Origin of the sequence: Pseudomonas sp. 18173 (assembly GCF_050432945.1) — a bacterium.
Lineage (GTDB): Bacteria > Pseudomonadota > Gammaproteobacteria > Pseudomonadales > Pseudomonadaceae > Aquipseudomonas.
Map to the genome: position 1 here is coordinate 1 of NZ_JBKFTN010000030.1, position 21,226 is coordinate 21,226.

A 21,226-nucleotide genomic window follows, 5' to 3' on the forward strand; every position below is an offset into this window, starting at 1 on the left:
GCGTCACGCTGATGTTCAGGGTCGAAGTGGCGTCTGTGCCGGAACCGTCAGTGACGGTGTAGGTGACGGTCGGTACCGTGCCGTTGTAGTTGGCGGCCGGAGTGAAGGTGTAAGCGCCGTTGGCGCCGATCACCAGGGTACCGACGTTGGCGATGGTCGCGGTGGTACCGGCCGTGTAAGTGGTCGCACCGATGGTGAAGTTGACCACGCTCACCGGTCCGTCGACGCTGCTCGTGCCGGTGAGGACGCTGCCGGTCAAGGCGGTGTCTTCCAGGGTCGAGACCGTTTCGCTGGCGTCGGTGAAGCTGTCGTCGACTGGCGTCACGCTGATGTTCAGGGTCGAGGTGTCGTTGGGTCCGGAACCGTCGGTGACGGTGTAGGTGACGGTCGGCACCGTGCCGTTGTAGTTGGCGGCCGGGGTGAAGGTGTAAGCGCCGTTCGCCGCGATCACCAGGGTACCGACGTTGGCGATGGTCGCGGTGCTGCCGGCGGCGTAGGGGGTATCACCGATGGTGAAGTTGACCACGCTCACCGGTCCGTCGACGCTGCTCGTGCCGGTGAGGACGCTGCCGGTGAGGGCGGTGTCTTCCGCGGTGGTTACGCTTTCATTGGCATCGGTGAAGTTATCGTTGACCGGCGTAACGCTGATGTTCAGGATCGAGGTGTCGTTGGGTCCTGAACCGTCGGTGACGGTATAAGTAACGGTCGACACCATATCATTGCAGTTAGTTGCAGGGGTGAAGGTGTAAGCGCCGTTGACCCCGATCACCCGGGTACCGACGTTGGCGATGGTCGCGGTGCTGCCGGCGGTGGAGGTGGCATCAACGCTGTTGACGTTGACCCCGCCCACCTGTCCGTCGACGCTGCCCGTGCCGGTGAGGACGCTGCCGGTCAAGGCGGTGTCTTCCAGGGTCGCTACCGTTTCGCTGGCATCGGTGAAGCTGTCATCGACTGGCGTCACGCTGATGTTCAGGATCGAGGTGTCGTTGGGTCCTGAACCGTCGGTGACGGTATAAGTGACGGTCGGCACCGTACCGTTGTAGTTGGCGGCCGGGGTGAAGGTGTAGGCGCCGTTGACCCCGATCACCAGGGTACCGACGTTGGCGATGGTCGCCGTCTGGCCGGCGGTGAACGTGCCAGTCACACCGTCGATGCTGAAGCTCACCACGCTGACCGGGCCGTCAACACTCGAGGTGCCGGTGAGAACGCTGCCGGTGAGGGCCGTGTCTTCCGGGGTCGAGACCGTTTCGCTGGCGTCGGTGAAGCTGTCGTCGACTGGCGTGACGCTGATGTTCAGGGTCGAAGTGTCATTAGGTCCCGAACCGTCGGTGACGGTGTAGGTGACCGTTGGCACTGTGCCGTTGTAGTTGGCGGCCGGGGTGAAGGTGTAGGCCCCGTTCGCTGCAATTACCAAAGTGCCGACGTTAGCGATAGTCGCCGTGGTACCGGCCGTGTAAGTGGTCGCACCGATGGTGAAGTTGACCACGCTGACCGGTCCGTCGACGCTGCTCGTGCCGGTGAGGACGCTGCCGGTCAAGGCGGTGTCTTCCGGGGTGGAGACCGTTTCGCTGGCGTCGGTGAAGTTGTCGTTGACCGGCGTCACGCTGATGTTCAGGGTCGAGGTGTCATTAGGTCCGGAACCATCGGTGACGGTGTAGGTGACCGTCGGTACCGTGCCGTTGTAGTTGGCGGCCGGGGTGAAGGTGTAGGCGCCGTTGGCCCCAATGAGCAATGTGCCGATGTTGGCAATGGTCGCGGTCTGGCCGGCAGTGAAAGTGCCAGTCACGCCTTCAATGCTGAAGCTCACCAAGCTGACCGGGCCATCGACGCTGCTCGTGCCGGTGAGGACGCTGCCGGTGAGGGCAGTATCTTCAGGGGTCGAGACCGTTTCGTTGGCGTCGGTGAAGTTGTCGTTGACCGGCGTGACACTGATGTTCAGCGTACTGCTCGAGCCAGTATTGGTGGTGTATGTCACCTGTGGAACGTTGCCGTTCCAGTCAGCAGCCGGCTTGAAGGTGTAGTCGCCGTTGCTGGCGATGATCAGCGTACCGACACCGGTGATGGTCGCGGTCTGGCCCGCCGCGAAACTGCCGCTGACCCCGTTCACGCTGAAGCTTGCGACGCTCAGGACATTATCGACATCGTGGTCGTTGGTCAGCACGTTGCCGATCGCGTTGTGGTCTTCTTCGACGGTGATCCTGTCCGCCTGCAGCACGCTTGCGTCATCGACGGGAGCAACATGCACCACCAGTGGCAGCGAGGTGCTCGCGCTAGGGGCATCGCCGTCTTTGGCGGTGGCCGTTACGGTCAGGGGAATGTCGCCATTGAAATTCGTCGGCGGTGTCAGCTTGAGCGTGGAAAGGTTCCAACCGGTAATGTCCACCGACGTCGAGCCGTCGGCAGCATTGAAGGTATGGTTGCCGTCGGTAAGCATGGAGCCCGCCGGCAAGCCGTTCAGTGTGAGAGTGAGCGTTTCCGAACCGTCGGCGTCATTGGTGTGGGCCTGGATGGTGGACAACAGAATCGCGTTATCCTCAAGGCCCGAGTTGAGCACCTGAGTGACATTGATGTTGTCCAGCACGCCGCCCACGCTGTTGCTGTCCCCGGCGCGGAATTCGAGTTTCTGGTTGCCGTCGGCAGTGACCGGAACGTCGAAGCTGTAGTGCTGCATGCCTGTGGTCGCGGTGTTCAGGGTGCCAATGAGCTTGCCGCCCCAGTACACGTTGATAAGCGAATTATCTACACCGGCGCGCGGTGCATAGTCGAACGACACGTTGTAGGTGGTGCCGGACTTCGCATCGATAGTGGTGTAGAGGTTGCTCGCATCACCGGTGTTGCGCTCGAGTTCGATGACCTGATTATCGCCGCCGGCACCGTAGACGCTGGCCTTGCCGATTTCGACCATGCCACCGCGGTTGTCCGTGTGCCAGGCGCCGTTGCCAAGCCTGCTGACATCGATGTCGGTATTCGAACCGTTCACAGAGACTTCCTGGAAGTCGGTCGAGGCAACCGTGCCGCCACCGGTCAGCGACAGGCTCGGGGTATCGGTCACTGGCGCGACGACGATGGTGCCGGTCGCCAAAGTGGCAGAAGGCATGCCCCCGTTGTCGGTCGCGCTGTAGGTGAAGCTGGTGGTGCCACTCCAGTCGCCGGTGGGTTTGAAATAAACCGTTGCGCCGTTGGCGGTTGCGGCGATCGCGCTGCTGGTGGTCAACGCAATGGTCCCGGCCGCATCTGCGTAAAAACTGCCATTGGCCGGCAGGCTGGTCAGGGTGAAGTGGTGGACGCTGCCGTCGATGTCACTGCCGCCGAGCTGCACGGCGATCAAATGATCTTCATCACCCCTGGCCGAGGTGGAGTTAACGGTTGGCGCGTCGTTGACCGGGTTGACCGTAATGTCCAGCGTACTGGTGGAATGGGTGTTGGTTGTGTAGCTGATCTGTGGAACGGTGCCGTTCCAGTTTGCGGCAGGTGTGAAGCTGTAATCGCCGTTGGTGGCGATAGTCACAGTACCGACGCCGGCGATAGTCGCGACTTGACCCGCGGTAAAGGAACCGGAGACGCCTTGAATGGTGAATGTCGCGACACTCAGAACGTTATCGACATCGCTGTCATTGCCAAGCACGTTGCCGGTTGCAACGTGGTCTTCATCGACGGTCCTGGTATCCGCGATCAGGACGCTCGGGTCATCGACCGGGGTGACATTGATGGCCAGGGTCGAAGTGACATTGCTGCCGGAGCCGTCGGTGACGGTGTAGCTGACGGTCGGCATGCTGCCGTTGTAGTTGGCGGCCGGGGTGAAGGTGTAGGCGCCGTTGGCGCCAATGACCAGGGTGCCGACGTTGGCGATGGTGGCCGTGCTGCCGGCGGTGTAGGTGGTATCACCGATGGTGAAATTGACCACGCTGACCGGGCCGTCGACGCTGCTCGTGCCGGTGAGGACGCTGCCGCTGATGGCGGTGTCTTCTTGGGTGCTCACGCTTTCGCTGAGGTCGGTGAAACTGTCGTCGACCGGGCTGACGCTGATGTTCAGGGTCGAGGTGACGTCCGTACCGGAGCCGTCGGTGACGGTGTAGCTGACGGTCGGCACGCTGCCGTTGTAGTTGGCGTCCGGGGTGAAGGTGTAGGCGCCGTTGGCGCCGATGACCAGGGTGCCGACGTTGGCGATGGTCGCGGTCTGGCCGGCGGTGAAGGTGCCAGCCACGCCGTCGATGCTGAAGCTCACCACACTNGCTGCCGGTCACGGCGGTGTCTTCCGCGGTGGAGACCGTTTCGCTGGCATCGGTGAAGCTGTCGTCAACCGGGGTGACGCTGATATTCAGGGTCGAGGTGACGTCGGTGCCGGAACCGTCGGTGACGGTGTAGCTGACGGTTGGCACCGTGCCGTTGTAGTTGGCGTCCGGGGTGAAGGTATAGGCGCCGTTGGCGCCGATGACCAGGGTACCGACGTTGGCGATGGTGGCCGTGCTGCCGGCGGTGTAGGTGGTATCACCGATGGTGAAATTGACCACGCTGACCGGGCCGTCGACGCTGCTCGTGCCGGTGAGGACGCTGCCGTTGATGGCAGTGTCTTCGTGGGTGCTCACGCTTTCGCTGAGGTCGGTGAAACTGTCGTCGACCGGGCCGACGCTGATATTCAGGGTCGAGGTGCCGTCGGTGCCGGAACCGTCGGCCACGGTGTAGCTCACGGTCGGCACGCTGCCGTTCTAATTGGCGTCCGGGGTGAAGGTATAGGCGCCGTTGGCGCCGATCACCAGGGTGCCGACGTTGGCGATGGTCGCCGTCTGCCCGACAGTGAAGGTGCCAGCCACGTCGTCGATGCTGAGGCTCACAACGCTGACTGGACCGTCGACGCTCGAGGTGCCGGTCAACACGCTACCGCTGACGGCGGTGTCTTCGTGGGTGCTCCCGCTTTCACTGAGGTCGGTGCAGCTGTCGTCTACCGGGCTGACGCTGATATTCAGCGTCGAGGTAGAGCCGTCGGACACGGTGTAGCTCACCGTCGGCACGCTGCCGTTGTAATTGGTGTCCGGGGTGAAGGTATAGGCGCCATTGGCGCCGATCACCAGGGCGCCGACATCGGCGATGGTCGCCGTCTGGCCGGCAGTGAAGGTGCCAGTCACGCCGTCGATGCTGAAGCTCACAACGCTGACTGGACCGTCGACGCTCGAGGTGCCGGTCAACACGCTACCGCTGACGGTGGTGTCTTCGTGGGTGCTCCCGCTTTCACTGAGGTCGGTGAAACTGTCGTCGACCGGGTTGACGCTGATATTCAGCGTCGAGGTCGAGCCGTCGGACACGGTGTAGCTCACCGTCGGCACGCTGCCGTTGTAATTGGCGTCCGGGGTAAAGGTATAAGCCCCATTGGCGCCGATCACCAGGGTGCCGACATTGGCGATGGTCGCCGTCTGGCCGGCAGTGAAGGTGCCAGTCACGCCGTCAATGGTGAAAGTAACCACGCTCAGGACGTTATCGATGTCGCTGTCGTTGCTCAGCACGTTGCCGGTCGCAGCGGAGTCTTCAGCCGTGATTTGAGTGTCGGCAGTCAAAACGCTCGGGTCATCGACCGCTGTTACGGTGAGGTCCAGGGTGCTGCCAGAGCCGGTGTTGGTGGTGTACGTAATTTGCGGTACAGCACCGTTGTAGTTGGCGTCCGGAGTAAAGGTGTAGTTGCCATTGGCGCCGATGGTCAACGTACCGACGCCGACGATGGTCGCCGTCTGGCCTGCGGTGAAGCTGCCGGTCACACCGGCAATGGTGAAACTGGTGACGCTGAGCGGCGTCTCGGCATCGCTATCGTTGTTCAGGACATTGCCCGTCGCGACGCTGTCTTCGGCCAGAGCGGCAGTATCCGCAGTCAGTACGCTCGGAGTGTTGATGGTCGTATTGGTCGTGACGGTCGCGGTGTTCTGGTTGCCAGTATCGAGCGTAGTGACGGTAGCAACGGAATCAGGACCGTTGGTTGGGAAACCGATGGTCGGGTCGACGCGGCCAGCGGTGGCGTCGAGCACCACGAAGCTGTGACCGCCACCCGCTGCACCACCAGAGCCGGCCGCCGTCGGACCCGCAGCCGTGGCTTCAAGGTCTTTGGTCGGGTCGGCACCGGCGGCAATGGCTTGCTGCAGTTCCTCTACGGACGGCGCGGCTTGCGCAGTGGCGGCTGCCAGATCAGTGCTGGAGTCCGGAGCGTCAGCGCTCCACTGAGTGTCACGGCCCAGATCGAGGGTGCGGCCATCGGCCAGTTCCAGGGACACGGCACCGGAAAGGCCAGTGTCGACCTGGTCACCGGCGAACAGTTTGTCGCCTTCAACGAGAACGCGGCGGATGCCCTCCGGGGACACCACGAAAACTTGACCGACAATGCTTTTGACGATGGCAACAACACTGCTCATTGAAGACTCTCCGGGGTGTCACGTTCAGTTGACTTCCATAGACCTGATGGCGTCTGCGCCGACCAGTCTGGACGTACATTGCAAAATAGATGCACAAGTTTGACGCGTCGATTCGTCAATAATTTGGCTATATTTTTTCGCTATTAACTTTATGCCAAACTATTGACCTTCTTGGAGCCATCCTAAACAATCGTCCCAGTAATGTCACATTGATATTTATGCTGTGACTCGTCCTCGGCATGTGATCCAGTTCCGCTTTTTGCACTTTCCGACATACGGTCATTCCGCTTGCCATCTTCCGACACGGCGCGCTCTTTTGCTGTGATTCAAGACAAGAAGTCCTGGGAAATTCCTACAATGCGTTCGCCTTTGTTCATGGCTATACCTTTCGCCCTCGCCGCGTCTTTCGTCCAGGCGCAATCCCTACCAGAAGCCATGCAACAAGCGCTGGATGTCCATCCGGAGGTCCAGGCAGGCGTCAATAGTCGATTGGCTGCGGATTATCAGTTGAAGGCTGCGAAGGGTGGGTACTTGCCACGGGTCGACCTGCTGGGCGGTTATGGTCGTGAAGGCACCGATAGCGTGACGACGCGAGACGGCGGCAGCAATCACTTCGAAACCCTGAATCGCAGTGAATCAAGTTTGCGTCTGACCCAAATGGTCTTTGACGGTTTTGCGACGTCCAGCGAAGTCGGGCGTCAACAAGCCACCGTCAACTCCCGCGCCTATTCGTTGTTGAGTACTTCCGAGCGTACCGGGCTGACCGTGGTCCAGGTCTACCTCGACGTGTTGACCCGCCGCGAGTTCGTGCGCCTGGCCGAGGACAACCTCAAGAGCCACCAGCGCATTTACGACCAGATCCAGCTGCGCACCCAGCGTGGCGTCGGCAGCGGTGCCGACCTCGATCAGGCGGAAGCGCGGATGGCCCAGGCGCGCAACAACCTGATCACCGAGCAGACCAACCTGGCTGACGCCGAAACCAACTACCTCTCCGCCGTTGGCCAGATGCCAGATCAACTGGAGCGCCCGGCGAGTTTCCTGGCGATGATGCCGGCCAATCTGAATGAAGCCCGCGCGCAGATGCTGGAAAACAGCCCGATCCTGCGCTCGGCCGAATCCGACATCGCCGCAGCCGAGAAGCAGTACGACACGGCCAAGTCGACGTTCTACCCGCGTTTCGATGCGGAGTTGGGGCGCACTGCGGACAACGACATTGATGGCCAGAACGGCCACAACAACGAATGGCAAGCCATGCTGCGCATGCGCTTCAACCTGTATTCCGGTGGCAGCAACAAGGCTGACCTGGAATCGAAGTCCTATCTGTCGAACCAGGCGCTGGACATCCGCAACAACGCCCTGCGCCAGTTGAATGAAGAGCTGGGCCTGGCCTGGAACGCCCTGAACAACGCCAACGCGCAGGTGCCGATCGCCCAGCAGTACGTCGACCACAGCACCGCCGTGCGTACCGCTTACCAGCGTCAGTTCAGCCTTGGCGAGCGTACCCTGCTCGATTTGCTCGACAGCGAGAACGAACTGTTCACCTCTTCTCGCCGCCTGGCGGAGATCAAGAACATTCAGTTATTTACTCAGTACCGAATCAAGGCGACCATGGGCGAGTTGCTCAAGAGCCAGGGAGTGGTCGCACCATTGGCATCCGTTGTGCAGAACGACGTGAAGCCCAAGGTCCAGTTGCCCGGTATGAATTGAGCAGGACCTTCATTGTTCAATTGTTAGCCAAGAGTGCCGAGCGTGGAATCAGAAGTCAGTCGGGTTCAACTCATTCATGATCCGCGCGCGTTGCATGACGATCCGTTGCTGGATGGTCTGCTCGCTCTTTGCATGCTGCACCAGAAGCCTGCCAGCGCGGCAATGCTGACCACCGGCCTGCCGCTGCCCGAGCAACGCCTGAGTGTCGACTTGCTGCCTCGCGCAGCCGCTCGCGCGGGGCTGCAAGGTCGGGTTCTGCAGCGCAGGCTGGAGGACATTCCGGCGATTGCCATGCCGGCATTGTTGCTGCTCAAGGACGGTCGCAGTGCCGTCCTGCTGGGCTGGCAAGGCGAAGATCAGGTACGGGTGCTGCTCAGCGAAAGCGATGGCGGTGAGTCCCTGGTCAGTCGCGAACTGCTGGCCGATGACTACACCGGCAAGGTGTTTTTCGCCCAGCCCCAGCACAAATTCGACGTCAATCACGGCACGCTGATCCCGCGTGCGCGCTCGTGGTTCCGTGACACCCTCAAGCGGTCGCGCTGGTTGTACGCCGACGCCATCGCCGCCAGTTTCCTGATCAACATCATTGCCATGGCCGCGCCGTTGTTCGTGATGAACGTCTACGACCGCGTTGTGCCAAACCAGGCCGAAGCGACGTTATGGGTGCTGGCACTCGGCATCTCTGGCGCGTACTTCTTCGACCTGATCCTGAAAAGCCTGCGCAGCCTGTGCCTGGACCTGGCCGGCAAGAAAACCGACCTGATTATCTCGGCCACGCTGTTCGAGCGCATCGTCGGCATGGCCATGAAATACCGGCCGGCACGGGTCGGCAGCTTTGCCCAGAACATCCATGAGTTCCAGAGCCTGCGCGATTTCCTCGCCTCGCTGACCCTTACCAGCCTGATCGACCTGCCGTTCACCATTTTGATTTTTATCGTCATCGCGATCCTTGGCGGGCATCTGGTGTGGATTCCAGTGCTGGCGTTCCCGATTGCCCTGGCCATCGGCTATGCCTTGCAGAAACCCCTGGTGGCGACTATGGAACGAACCATGGCGCTGGGGGCCGAGCGTCAGTCGAGCCTGATCGAAACCCTGGCCGGGCTGGATGCAGTGAAGGTCAACAACGCCGAAAGTGAACGCCAGTATCAGTGGGAACAAACCATTGGCACCCTCAGTCGCCTTGAGCTGCGGGTGAAAATGCTGTCCGGCCTGGCGATGAACATCACCCTGCTGATCCAGCAACTGGCCGGGGTGATCATGATCGTCTTCGGCGTGTACCAGATCATTGCCGGCAACCTGAGCATGGGTGGCCTGGTGGCTTGCTACATGCTCAGTGGCCGGGCGTTGAGCCCGTTGGCGTCGCTGTCCGGGCTGCTGACACGCTATCAGCAGGCACAGGTGACCATGAAGTCGGTCGACCAGATGATGGAGCTGCCCCAGGAGCGCAATTTCGAAGAGCGCCCGCTCAGCCGCAAGGTGTTGCAGGGTGGTATTGAGTGCCGCCAGCTCAACTTCACCTACCCGCAGCAGCAGAACCCGGCGCTGAAGAACATCAACCTGTCGATTACTCCCGGCGAGAAGGTTGGCATCATTGGTCGAAGCGGCTCGGGCAAGAGCTCGCTGGCGAAGCTGTTGGTGGGGCTGTATCAGCCGGACGACGGTTCATTGTTGGTCGATGGCGTGGATATCCGCCAGATCGACGTCAGCGAGCTGCGCTACAACATCGGCTACGTGCCCCAGGACATCCAGTTGCTCGCCGGCACCTTGCGCGACAACCTGGTTTCGGGGGCGCGGTATGTCGAGGACGAACTGGTGCTGCAAGCGGCAGAGCTGGCCGGCGTCCACGAATATGCGCGTCTGCATCCGCAGGGTTATGAGCTGCAAGTGGGCGAGCGCGGGCAGAACCTCTCTGGCGGTCAGCGGCAGAACGTAGCCCTGGCCCGTGCATTGTTGCTCAACCCGCCGATCCTGCTGCTCGATGAGCCGACCAGCGCCATGGATAACACCGGCGAAGAGCGCCTCAAGCAGCGCCTGGCCGCTGTTATCGAAAACAAGACCATGGTGCTGGTGACGCACCGGGCATCGCTGTTGTCGCTGGTTGAACGACTGATCGTGATCGACCGTGGGCAGATTCTCGCCGACGGCCCGAAAGCTGCGGTGATGGAAGCGTTGAAGAAGGGGCAGATCAGTGTTGCTTAAGTCGGGTAAGGGTTCGATCCTTCGCTACTTCAAAGGCACCGCATCGCTGCAGGGTCAGCCGCTGCCGGAGGTCAACAAGGCGCTGATCGAGGATGCGCCGCGGGTGGTGCGGCTGACGATCTGGGCGATCATCGCGTTTTTCGTGTTCCTGATGCTCTGGGCCAACTTCGCAGTCATCGACGAAGTCACCAAGGGCGACGGCAAGGCGATTCCATCGTCGAAGATCCAGAAAATCCAGAACCTTGAGGGCGGTATCGTTGCCGAGCTGTTCGTCAAGGAAGGCCAGATCGTCGAAGCCGGTGCACCGCTGATTCGCCTGGACGACACGCGATTTGCTTCAAACGTCGGCGAAACCGAGGCCGATCGGTTGTCGATGGTGCTACGGGTCGAACGCCTGAGTGCCGAGGTCGACGATCGCCCGCTGAACTTCCCCGAAGATGTACTCAAGGCCGTGCCGGGCCAGGCCAAGAGCGAAGAGTCGCTCTATATCAGCCGCCGCCAGCAGTTGCACGACGAGATTGGCGGCTTGCAGGAGCAACTGATCCAGCGCCAGCAAGAGCTGCGCGAATTCACTTCCAAGCAGGCGCAGTATCGCCAGCAATTGGGCTTCCAGCGTCAGGAAATCAGTATGTCCGAGCCGTTGGTGGTCCAGGGCGCGGTATCGCCGGTGGAAGTCCTGCGCCTCAAGCGTGCCGAAGCGGAGACCCGTGGCCAGCTCGACGCCACCACGCTGGCAATTCCGCGAGCAGAGTCGGCGATCAAGGAAGTACAGCGCAAGATCGACGAAACCCGTGGCAAGTTCCGTAGCGAAGCCCTGACCCAACTCAACGAAGCACGCACCGACCTGAACAAGGCCCAGGCTACCGGCAAGGCCCTGGAAGACCGGGTCAGCCGGACGCTGGTCACTTCGCCGGTACGGGGTATCGTCAACAAGTTGCTGGTCAATACCATCGGCGGGGTTATCCAGCCGGGCAGCGACCTGGTGGAAATCGTGCCGCTGGATGACACCTTGCTGGTCGAGGCGAAGATCCGCCCGCAGGACATCGCATTCCTGCATCCGGGGCAGGAAGCGACGGTGAAATTCACCGCCTATGACTACACCATCTACGGCGGGCTGAAGGCCAAGCTGGAACAGATCGGCGCCGATACCATTACCGATGAAGACAAGAAAACCACTTACTACATGATCAAGCTGCGCACAGAGCGCAGCCACTTGGGCACCGACGAAAAACCCCTGCTGATCATTCCCGGGATGGTGGCCTCGGTGGACATCATCACCGGCAAGAAGACCATTCTCAGCTACTTGATCAAGCCGATCATCAAGGCGCGGGCCGAGGCGCTGCACGAGCGCTAGATCTTCAGTGGATTCACTGGCCCCATCGCGGGCAAGCCCGGCTCCCACAGGTTTTTGTGTTGAACACATGATCATGTTTCAACAGAGAGCCTTGTGGGAGTCGGGCTTGCCCGCGATGGCGTCAGTCAAAACCACAGAAATATGTCAGTAAGTGACAAATAACGTCACGCCACAATCCATGCAGTCCCTTTTCAATCGCCATATCGTTATTCGTTAACGGTATTTAAATTTCAATTCTTATATCTATAAAGTCAATCTCCTGCGTACCTGCCGACCAATCGGCGCGCCGCACGACACGAACCAACACGGGATCTCCGTGAGTTTCTGATCGACGCGCGCGCCTTTGAGCGTGCCGTGCGTGGGAGTGATTTATGTCTGCAGCTTCAGCTTCGCCAAGCATCGCGCCACAGCTTTTTGAAATCCGTCCGTTCAGCGGGGCGGTGGGTGCAGAGATCATCGGTCTCGACCTGTCCCGCCCGATCAATGATGACGATTTTGCCCGCATTCATCGTGCGCACCTGGACCACCATGTAGTGGTGTTTCGCGACCAACGCATCACCCCCGAACAGCACATCGACTTCAGCCGTCGTTTTGGCGTGTTGCAGATCCACGTGCTCAAGCAGTTCCTGCTGGCTGGGCATCCGGAAATCCTCATCGTTTCCAACATCGTCGAAAATGGGCAGAACATCGGCCTGGGGGATGCCGGCAAGTTCTGGCATTCCGATCTCTCCTACAAACAACTGCCGAGCCTGGGCTCGATGCTGCATGCCCAGGAGCTGCCATCGGAGGGCGGCGACACGCTGTTCGCCGACATGCACAAAGCCTGGGACAACCTGCCGTTCGCATTGCGTAACGCTGTTGAAGGTCGCTCGGCCGCGCACTCCTACACGGCGCGTTACAGCGAGAGCAAATTCGAAGGCAACTGGCGCCCGACCCTGACCCCGGAGCAACTCGCCCAGGTTGCCGAAGTGGTGCACCCGGTCGTGCGTACCCACCCGGAAAACGGCCGCAAGGCCTTGTTCGTCAGCGAGGGCTTCACCACCCGCATCGTTGGCCTGCCGGAGGACGAGAGCCGGCAACTGCTGGCCGAGCTCTACGCCCACAGCGTGTTGCCGCAAAACATCTACCGCCATCAATGGCAGCCCCATGACCTGGTGTTCTGGGACAACCGTTCGCTGATCCACCTTGCCGCCGGATGCCCCGGTCATCTGCGCCGCAAGCTGTTTCGCACCACCATCCAGGGCGACGCGCCTTTCTGATTTGTCGGAGATCTGATCATGTCCAAACGTCTTCCATTCGCACCGCTGGCCGCTGCCATCGGCCTGGGTTTCAGCCTGATCGCCGGCAGCCTGGTGGCGCCGACCGTGGCTCATGCCGAAGGTGAAATCCGCATCGCCGAACAGTTCGGTATCGTTTACCTGCTGCTCAATGTGGTGCGCGATCAGAACCTGATCGAGAAATACGGCAAGCAGCAAGGCATCGACATCAAGGTCGACTGGACCCAGCTCTCGGGCGGCGCAGCGGTCAACGATGCGTTGCTCGCAGGCTCGATCGACATTGCCGGCGCCGGCGTCGGTCCGTTGCTGACCATCTGGGACCGCACCCACGGCAAGCAGAACGTCAAGGCCGTGGCCTCTCTGGGTAACTTCCCGTACTACCTGGTGAGCAATAATCCCAAGGTCAAGACCATTGCCGACTTCACCGAGAAAGATCGCATCGCGGTGCCGGCGGTGGGCGTGTCGGTGCAGTCGCGCTTCCTGCAATACGCGGCGGCCAAACAGTGGGGTGACAAGGAATTCAATCGCCTCGACAAGTACACCATCGCGGTTCCGCATCCCGATGCCACGGCGGCACTGATCGCTGGTGGCACCGAACTGAGCGGGCACTTCTCCAACCCGCCATTCCAGGACCAGGCGCTGGAAAATCCCAACGTGCACGTGGTGCTCAACACCTATGACCTGCTCGGCCCGAACTCGCCGACCGTCCTGTTCGCCACCGAAAAATTCCGCGACGAGAACCCGAAAACCTACAAGGCATTTATCGATGCGCTGACCGAAGCGGCGCAATTTGCGCAGAACGACAAAGGCGCGGCAGCCGACACCTACATCCGCGTCACCAAGGCCAGGATCGATCGCGCCGCGTTGCTGAAAATCATCGACAACCCGCAGTTCGAATTCAGCGTCACGCCGAAAAATACTTACCCGTTGGCCGAGTTCCTGTACCGCGTTGGCGCAATCAAAAACAAACCGGATTCGTGGAAGGACTACTTCTTCCAGGACGCCAAGCCGCTGCAAGGGAGCTGACCGGGATGAACGCCCCTTTGCAAGACCACACGGTCAGCAAGTCGATCGCGGCAGCCCAGGCGCTGCTGTCGGTCGATAACGTCAGCCTGGAATACCGCACGCCGCAGCGCGTGGTACGGGCGACCCATCGAGTCAGTTTCGAAGTGGATCCGGCGGACCGCTTTGTCCTGCTCGGCCCGTCCGGTTGCGGCAAGTCGACGTTGCTCAAGGCCGCTGCCGGTTTCATCCGGCCCGTCGAGGGCGAGATTCGCCTGCAAGGTCAGCGCGTCGATGCACCGGGGCCTGACCGGATCGTGGTGTTCCAGGAGTTCGATCAACTGCCGCCGTGGAAAACCGTCAAACAGAACGTGATGTTTCCACTGCTGGCTTCTCAAACCCTGAAGAAAAAAGAAGCTGAAGAGCGAGCACTGCACTATCTGGAAAAAGTCGGCCTGGCGGCGTTTGCCGATGCTTATCCGCATACCCTGTCGGGTGGCATGAAGGCTCGGGTTGCCATTGCCCGGGCGCTGGCGATGCAGCCGAAAATTCTCCTCATGGACGAACCCTTCGCCGCGCTCGATGCCCTGACCCGGCGCAAGATGCAGGAAGAACTGCTGCTGCTCTGGGAGGAAGTGCGCTTCACCCTGCTGTTTGTCACGCACTCCATCGAAGAGGCGCTGGTGGTGGGCAACCGCATCCTGTTGTTGTCACCGCATCCGGGCCGGGTGCGGGCCGAAGTCCACAGCCACCAATACGATTTGCACAGCCTTGGCGGTGTGGCGTTTCAGGAATCGGCACGGCGTATCCATCGGTTGCTGTTCGATGAAGGCGATGTGGCGAACGCTGAGCATGAACTGGATTTCGCCGACATCCGCATCGCTTATTGAGCCAGTTGAGAGGAGGGCCCGATGAGCCATTTATCATCCCCGCGTGAAGAGTTCGAAACCGTATTGTCGCCACTGGCCAACGTGCCGCTGGAACGCGAACTGCCCCTCGGCCAACGCCTGTGGCAACAGGGCTGGCTGCGCAAAAGCCTGATCCTGATTTTGCTTGCCGTACTGTGGGAGGCAGTTGCCCGTTATCAGAACAATGACCTGCTGCTGCCGAGCTTTGTGCAAACCGCTCACGCCTTGTATGACGGCCTGCTCAGCGGCGAATTGCTGGGCAAGGTATGGATTTCCCTGGTGGTGCTGCTCAAGGGCTACCTGATCGGCATCGTCCTGGCGTTCGGCCTGACTACGCTGGCGGTGTCGACCCAGTTCGGCCGCGACCTGCTGAGCACCCTGACCTCAATGTTCAACCCGTTGCCGGCCATCGCATTGTTGCCGCTGGCGCTCTTGTGGTTCGGCCTGGGGCAGAACAGCCTGATTTTCGTGCTGGTGCATTCGGTGCTCTGGGCCTTGGCGTTGAATACCTACGCAGGCTTTCTCGGCGTTTCGGAAACCCTGCGCATGGCCGGGCGCAACTACGGCCTCAAGGGCATGCGCTTCGTGCTGTTCATCCTGATTCCGGCAGCACTGCCATCGATCCTGGCGGGCCTGAAAATCGGCTGGGCGTTTGCCTGGCGGACGTTGATTGCAGCCGAGTTGGTGTTTGGCGCTACCAGTGGCAAGGGCGGGTTGGGCTGGTACATCTTTCAGAATCGTAATGAGCTATACACCGACAAGGTATTTGCCGGGTTGGCGGTGGTGATCCTGATTGGATTGCTGGTGGAGAACCTGGTGTTTGATTCGTTGGAGCGGGTGACGGTCAGGCGGTGGGGGATGGTGCGTTGACTGTCTGATTGTGTGAAGTCCGCTCGCACAATGTCTGAGTGGAGTTTGCTAGCATTGCGTCTGAGTCAATAAAAATCAGGCTAGAGTGCTTAGCATGCAACTGCCAGACATGAACCTGTTGGTCGCCCTCGACGCCTTGCTCGACGAGGGCAGTGTGGTGGGTGCCGCACGACGGATGAACCTGAGCCCGGCGGCCATGAGCCGCACGTTGACGCGCATCCGCGAAGCCATTGGCGATCCGATCCTGGTGCGCGCCGGCCGTGGCCTGGTGCCAACCCCCAAGGCAATGGAACTGCGCGAGCAGGTGCGCAGTGTGGTGGAGCAGGCCGGGTTGCTGTTTCGTTCGGCCGATGCGGTGGAGCTGGGTTCGCTGCGGCGGCGTTTCAGTATTCGGGCCAACGACTTTTTTGTCGGCGTCTACGGCGGCAAGCTGTTCGACACCCTGGACCGGCAGGCGCCGCACTGCGAATTGCGTTTCGTCCCCGAGGGCGATGGCGATGATGAGGCGTTGCGCGAGGGGCGGATCGATCTGAGCATCAGCAATACACGGCCGTTGACCCCGGAAGTGAAGATTCAGAACCTGTTTTCCACCCACTTCGTTGGCCTGGTGCGTGAAGACCACCCGCTGCTGGACGAAGAGATCACCGCTGAGCGCTATGCCGGTTATTCCCATATCAGCATGTCCCGGCGTGGCATTGCCCGAGGCCCGATCGATACCGCGCTCAATGCCCTGGGGCTGGAGCGGCGGGTGGCGGTGATCGCGCCTAGCTTTCATGCGGCGATGTTTGCCTTGCCCGATTCCGACCTGATTCTGCCGGTGCCCAAGGAGGCCTTGCTGAGTGTGCGGCGGCTGGGGTTGAAACTGCGCTCGTTCGACCTGCCGATTCCTTTGCCGACGCTGATGTTGACCCAGGCCTGGCACCCGCGTTTTGACAAGGATCCGGCCCACCGCTGGCTGCGTGAAACGCTGAAAACCTGCTGCGATGAGACGTGGCTGGCTGCGCAACCGGGCTGACCTGAACGCAATTCCCCCCCTCCCCTTGTAGGAGCGAGCTTGCTCGCGATGGACGTCAACGATAACGCGTGCTGACTGACTGTTCGTGTTGTTCAGGCGTTCTTCGCGAGCAAGCTCGCTCCTACAGGGGACAGGGGTTTGTATCGTTGCGTTTAGCGCACTTATAACCTGCCAATAAGTTGATTTTCGTCAGGCATCACGCTTCCTAGAATGCTTCGGTATTTCCACTCCGGAGCTTGCAGTCCATGACCTCCTTTACGGCCACGGCACCTGTCGCTGCGGCCAGCACGGCAATCGCTGCACCCGTCTTCGGCCCGCGGATCATCATCGGCCTGGTGGGCGTGCTGCTGGCGGTGCTGGTCTCGGGCCTGAACGAGATGGTGACCAAAGTCGCCCTGGCCGACATCCGTGGTGCGTTGGCCATCGGCTATGACGAAGGCACCTGGCTGGTGGCCTGTTACACCGCGACTTCGGTGGCGGCCATGGCGTTTGCGCCGTGGTGTGCGGTGACGTTCTCGTTGCGGCGTTTCACCCTGTGCGCCATCAGCCTGTTCACTCTGTTGGGCGCGTTGTGCCCTTTCGCCCCGAATTACGAAAGCCTGTTGTTGCTGCGCACCTTGCAAGGCCTGGCTGGCGGTGCATTGCCACCCATGCTGATGACCGTGGCCCTGCGGTTCCTGCCAGCCAACGTGAAGTTGTATGGCCTGGCCGGTTATGCCCTGACGGCAACGTTCGGTCCGGGCCTGGGCACACCATTGGCCGGGTTGTGGACCGAGTATGTCGGCTGGCAATGGACCTTCTGGCAGATCATCGTCCCGTGCCTGATTGCCATGGCTGCGGTGGCGTATGGTTTACCCCGTGACCCGCTGCGCCTGGAGCGCTTCAAGTCCTTCAACTGGCGCGGTGTGCTGCTGGGTTTTCCCGCCATCTGCATGCTGGTGATCGGCATTCTGCAGGGCAATCGCCTGGACTGGTTCGAGTCGAACCTGATCTGTGGATTGCTCGGTGGCGGGCTGTTGTTGCTGGTGCTGTTCCTGGCCGGCGAGTGGTCGCAGCCGATGCCGTTTTTCAAGATGCAGATGCTCGGCATCCGTAACCTGTCGTTCGCCCTGCTGACCCTGGCGGGAGTGCTGGTGGTGTTGCAGGCGGTGATCATCATTCCGTCCAGCTACCTGGCGCAGGTCCAGGGTTATCGCCCGGTGCAGACCGCGCCGATCATGCTGCTGGCGGCGCTGCCGCAATTGATTGCGCTGCCGCTGGTGGCGGCGCTGTGCAACTTTCGCTGGGTCGACTGCCGCTGGGTGTTGGGCCTTGGCTTGAGCATGCTGGTGCTGTCATGTGTCGGCGGTTCGCAACTGACCTCTGCGTGGATTCGCGACGATTTCTATGTGCTGCAATGGCTGCAGATTTTCGGTCAGCCCATGGCGGTGTTGCCGTTGCTGATGCTGTCCACCGGCAGCATCAACCCGATGCAGGGGCCGTTCGCGTCGGCCTGGTTCAACACCGTCAAAGGCCTGTCGGCGGTCATCGCCACCGGGGTGATCGAGGCGTTGACCACGGCACGCCTGCATTTTCACTCGACCATGCTGGTCGATCGCCTCGGCAACTCTCCGCTGGCCGAACGCGACAGCGCAAGTCTCGCTCATCGCCTGCATGAGCAAGCGGTGGTGCTCACTTCCTCCGATCTTTACCTGTGCATGGCCGGTATCGCCGTGACCTTGATCCTGCTGATTTTCTGGCTGCCGACGCGGATCTATCCACCGCGCGCACCGACCTGAATGCTCCACTGAAACAGAAGGTTTTTATGAACACTCAAGCAAAGCAGAAAGTCGCGGTTGCCATGACCGCCGCAGTGGCCGTCGGCGTGTTGCTGTACCTGGCGATGCCCGGCCTGTTCGGCAAGCGCACCCAGCAGAACACCAACGATGCCTATGTCTCGGCGGATTTCACTCTCGTAGTGCCGCGGGTTGCCGGGTTTATCAAGCAAGTGCTGGTTGAGGACAACCAGCAGGTCAAGGCCGGGCAGTTGCTGGCTCTGATCGATGACCGGGATTTGCGCGCAGCCGCCCAGGCTGCCGATGCCGAAACGCTGGTGGCCGGGGCGCAATTGCAAAACGCCCGGGCGACCCTGGAGCGCCAGGCGTCGGTGATTGCCCAGGCGCAGTCCTCGGTGGTTTCGGCCAAGGCGGAAATGGCCTTTGCCGAGCATGAATTGAACCGCTACAACCACCTCGCCGGGGTGGGCGCCGGCACGGTGCAAAATGCGCAACAGGCTCAAACACGCATCGACCAGGCCTCTGCGCGGCTGGCCAATGCCACGGCGGTACTGGCGGCGGAGCGCAAGCAAGTGGAGATCCTCACCGCCCAGCGCGATGCAGCCGAAGGTGGCCTGAAACGGGCGCAAGCGAAGCTGGAAATGGCCAGCTACGAATTGTCCTATACAAGGATTGTCGCGCCACAGGACGGTATGGTCGGCGAACGTGCGGTGCGGGTCGGTGCCTACGTCACTCCGGGCAGCAAAATCCTTGCCGTGGTGCCCTTGGCCCAGGCGTACGTGATGGCCAATTTCCAGGAAACCCAACTGACGGATGTGCAGCCGGGGCAGGCTGTGCAGGTGCGCGTCGACAGCCTGGGCGGTGCGGCACTGAACGGTCGTGTGGAAAGCATTGCGCCGGCCACCGGGGTGACGTTCGCCGCGGTCAAACCGGATAACGCCACCGGCAACTTCACCAAGGTGGTACAGCGCATACCGGTGAAAATCGTGCTGGAGCCGGGGCAATCGCTGGCCGAGCGCCTGCGGGTGGGGATGTCGGTGGAGGCGAGTATTGATACGGCCACCGCCAGCGCGAAAGAGGTTGTTCAGCGATGAAATTTTTCGTTGATCGCGCTGACGCCTTCGCGAGCAAGTCGGATCGCCGCACCGCCGCTCCCACAGTGGAATGCAGTCAACTGTGGGAGCGGGCTTGCCCGCGAAGAGGCCATCAGCCTCGCCTGACTTTTTCTGCCTTGCTTGTGCTGAGCCTGTCAGCCTGCACCGTCGGCCCGGACTTTCACAAACCTCAGCCCGCACAAATCACCGAGTGGTCGAAACCCTCAAAGGCAGCCGCCAGCCAAGCCATCGCCGAAACGATGAACGAGCGCTGGTGGGACGTGTTCAATGACCCGAAACTCTCGGCCCTCACGCAACGCGCCCTGAGCGACAACCTCGATCTGAAACTGGCCAGCAGCCGCTTGCAGCAAAGCCGAGCCGTGCGCCAGGTGATCACCGCCGACCGCTATCCGAATACCGCTGCCACGGGAAGTTACGCCCGAAAACGCAACAGCGGTGAAGGCCTGAGCGACCCGTCAGGGCACAACGGCCAATCCGCGTTCAACCTGTGGGATGCCGGCTTTTCGGCTTCCTGGGAGCTGGATTTGTGGGGCCGCGTGCGTCGGGAAACCGAAGCCGCCGACGCCAACCTGGAAGTCGCCGAGAACGATCGACGCGGTGTGCTGCTGTCGGTGCTGGCCGAAACCGCCCAGGACTACATTCAACTGCGTGGCGTGCAGAACACCCGGCTCGTCACCGACCAGAACCTCGACGTCGCCCGCCATAGCCTGAAGCTTTCGCAACTGCGCCTGGCCGACGGCGTCGCGACGGATCTGGATGTCGCCGAAGCCGCCGCACAGGTGGCGGCCATCGAATCGCGCCTGCCCGCACTGGAGCAGCGCCAGTGGCAACTGATCAACGCCTTGAGCCTGTTGATGGGCGAACCGCCCCAGGCATTGGCGGCGCAGTTATCCACAGATGCCCCGGTGCCACAAACCCCGCGACAGGTCGCCATTGGCTTGCCCTCGCAGCTGGCTGAGCGTCGACCGGACATTCGCCAGGCCGAAGCACGGCTGCATGCCGCCACCGCCAGCATTGGCGTGGCCAAGGGCGATTTCTATCCGCGCATTACCCTGTCGGGGAACATCGGCTCCCAGGCCATGCAACTGAGCGATTTCGGCTCATGGGGTTCGCGTTCGTTCGGCATCGGCCCGCAATTGAGCTTGCCGTTGTTCGATGGCGGCCGTTTGCGTGGCGTGCTCGACTTGCGTGAAGCACAACAACAGGAAGCGGCTATCGCCTATCAGCAAACCGTGCTGCGTGCCTGGCATGAAATCGATGACCAACTGACCGCCTATAACGCCAGTCAATTGCGCCGCGACAGCCTGGCCGAAGCCGTGCGCCAGAACCGCATTGCGCTGGACACCGCACAACAGCAGTACGTAGAGGGCGTGGTGGATTTCGTCACCGTACTCACCGTGCAAGGTGCGTTGCTGGCCACGCAGGAGCAGTGGGTCGAGAGTTCGAGCGGCGTGTCGCTGGCGGCCGTCGGGTTGTACAAGGCGTTGGGTGGAGGTTGGGAGTCGGTGTATCCAGTGACCGAGACGGCGCAGCAATAAAACCCAGGCAATGATGGCCATCTGCTTGACGCTAATCGCCGCTGCCGTAGACTTCGGTGATCCGAAAGGGAGTA

13 protein-coding genes and 2 pseudogenes are annotated in these 21,226 nt (G+C 61.2%); 11 read left to right on the top strand and 4 right to left on the bottom strand.

The features are described from left to right. The 4 genes and pseudogenes from ACLD1X_RS25790 to ACLD1X_RS25805 all read right to left on the bottom strand — a co-directional run. A partial coding sequence (locus tag ACLD1X_RS25790; protein WP_429372583.1) for a beta strand repeat-containing protein occupies positions 1 to 4,225 on the bottom strand: 4,225 nt, incomplete at its 3' end. Positions 4,226 to 4,316: 91 nt separating this feature from the next. Next, positions 4,317 to 4,697: pseudogene (locus tag ACLD1X_RS25795) on the bottom strand (cadherin-like domain-containing protein); the annotation flags it as partial. Positions 4,698 to 4,706: 9 nt separating this feature from the next. Further along, positions 4,707 to 5,588, bottom strand: a complete 882-nt coding sequence (locus ACLD1X_RS25800; RefSeq protein WP_429372650.1) for a cadherin-like domain-containing protein — start codon at positions 5,586 to 5,588, stop codon at positions 4,707 to 4,709. Beyond that, a pseudogene (locus tag ACLD1X_RS25805) lies at positions 5,580 to 6,392 on the bottom strand (retention module-containing protein); the annotation flags it as partial. The gene ACLD1X_RS25800 and the pseudogene ACLD1X_RS25805, both read right to left, overlap by 9 nt. A gap of 357 nt (positions 6,393 to 6,749) precedes the next feature. On the opposite strand from ACLD1X_RS25805, the gene ACLD1X_RS25810 reads away from it, so the two are divergent. The 11 genes from ACLD1X_RS25810 to ACLD1X_RS25860 all read left to right on the top strand — a co-directional run bounded on the left by ACLD1X_RS25810 (position 6,750) and on the right by ACLD1X_RS25860 (position 21,152). Beyond that, the gene (locus ACLD1X_RS25810; RefSeq protein WP_429372585.1) at positions 6,750 to 8,099 is read left to right on the top strand and encodes a TolC family outer membrane protein; all 1,350 of its coding nucleotides are present in this window, start codon (positions 6,750 to 6,752) and stop codon (positions 8,097 to 8,099) included. A gap of 42 nt (positions 8,100 to 8,141) precedes the next feature. Next, a complete protein-coding gene (locus ACLD1X_RS25815) occupies positions 8,142 to 10,298 on the top strand; it encodes a type I secretion system permease/ATPase (protein WP_429372587.1) in 2,157 nt (718 codons plus the stop codon). Then, positions 10,288 to 11,652 carry an HlyD family type I secretion periplasmic adaptor subunit gene (locus ACLD1X_RS25820; protein ID WP_429372589.1) on the top strand — a complete coding sequence of 455 codons (1,365 nt, stop codon included), beginning with the start codon at positions 10,288 to 10,290 and terminating at the stop codon, positions 11,650 to 11,652. The genes ACLD1X_RS25815 and ACLD1X_RS25820 overlap by 11 nt, the downstream gene beginning before the upstream one ends. A 371-nt stretch (positions 11,653 to 12,023) precedes the next feature. Beyond that, a complete protein-coding gene (locus ACLD1X_RS25825) occupies positions 12,024 to 12,911 on the top strand; it encodes a TauD/TfdA dioxygenase family protein (RefSeq protein ID WP_429372591.1) in 888 nt (295 codons plus the stop codon). Between the two features lie 18 nt (positions 12,912 to 12,929). Further along, entirely contained in the window at positions 12,930 to 13,955 is a 1,026-nt protein-coding gene (locus ACLD1X_RS25830) for an ABC transporter substrate-binding protein (protein WP_429372593.1), read from the top strand. 5 nt (positions 13,956 to 13,960) lie between these two features. Beyond that, entirely contained in the window at positions 13,961 to 14,821 is an 861-nt protein-coding gene (locus ACLD1X_RS25835; protein WP_429372595.1) for an ABC transporter ATP-binding protein, read from the top strand. A gap of 21 nt (positions 14,822 to 14,842) precedes the next feature. After that, positions 14,843 to 15,709, top strand: a complete 867-nt coding sequence (locus ACLD1X_RS25840; protein WP_429372597.1) for an ABC transporter permease — start codon at positions 14,843 to 14,845, stop codon at positions 15,707 to 15,709. A 94-nt stretch (positions 15,710 to 15,803) separates the two neighbouring features. Then, positions 15,804 to 16,724: a LysR family transcriptional regulator gene (locus ACLD1X_RS25845; RefSeq protein WP_429372599.1), complete on the top strand. Its 921-nt coding sequence runs from the start codon at positions 15,804 to 15,806 to the stop codon at positions 16,722 to 16,724. A gap of 245 nt (positions 16,725 to 16,969) precedes the next feature. After that, positions 16,970 to 18,502 carry an MFS transporter gene (locus ACLD1X_RS25850; protein WP_429372601.1) on the top strand — a complete coding sequence of 511 codons (1,533 nt, stop codon included), beginning with the start codon at positions 16,970 to 16,972 and terminating at the stop codon, positions 18,500 to 18,502. A gap of 26 nt (positions 18,503 to 18,528) precedes the next feature. Further along, entirely contained in the window at positions 18,529 to 19,593 is a 1,065-nt protein-coding gene (locus ACLD1X_RS25855) for an HlyD family secretion protein (protein WP_429372603.1), read from the top strand. After that, positions 19,590 to 21,152 carry an efflux transporter outer membrane subunit gene (locus ACLD1X_RS25860; protein ID WP_429372605.1) on the top strand — a complete coding sequence of 521 codons (1,563 nt, stop codon included), beginning with the start codon at positions 19,590 to 19,592 and terminating at the stop codon, positions 21,150 to 21,152. Before ACLD1X_RS25855 ends, ACLD1X_RS25860 begins: the two co-directional genes overlap by 4 nt. Positions 21,153 to 21,226 lie beyond the last annotated feature (74 nt).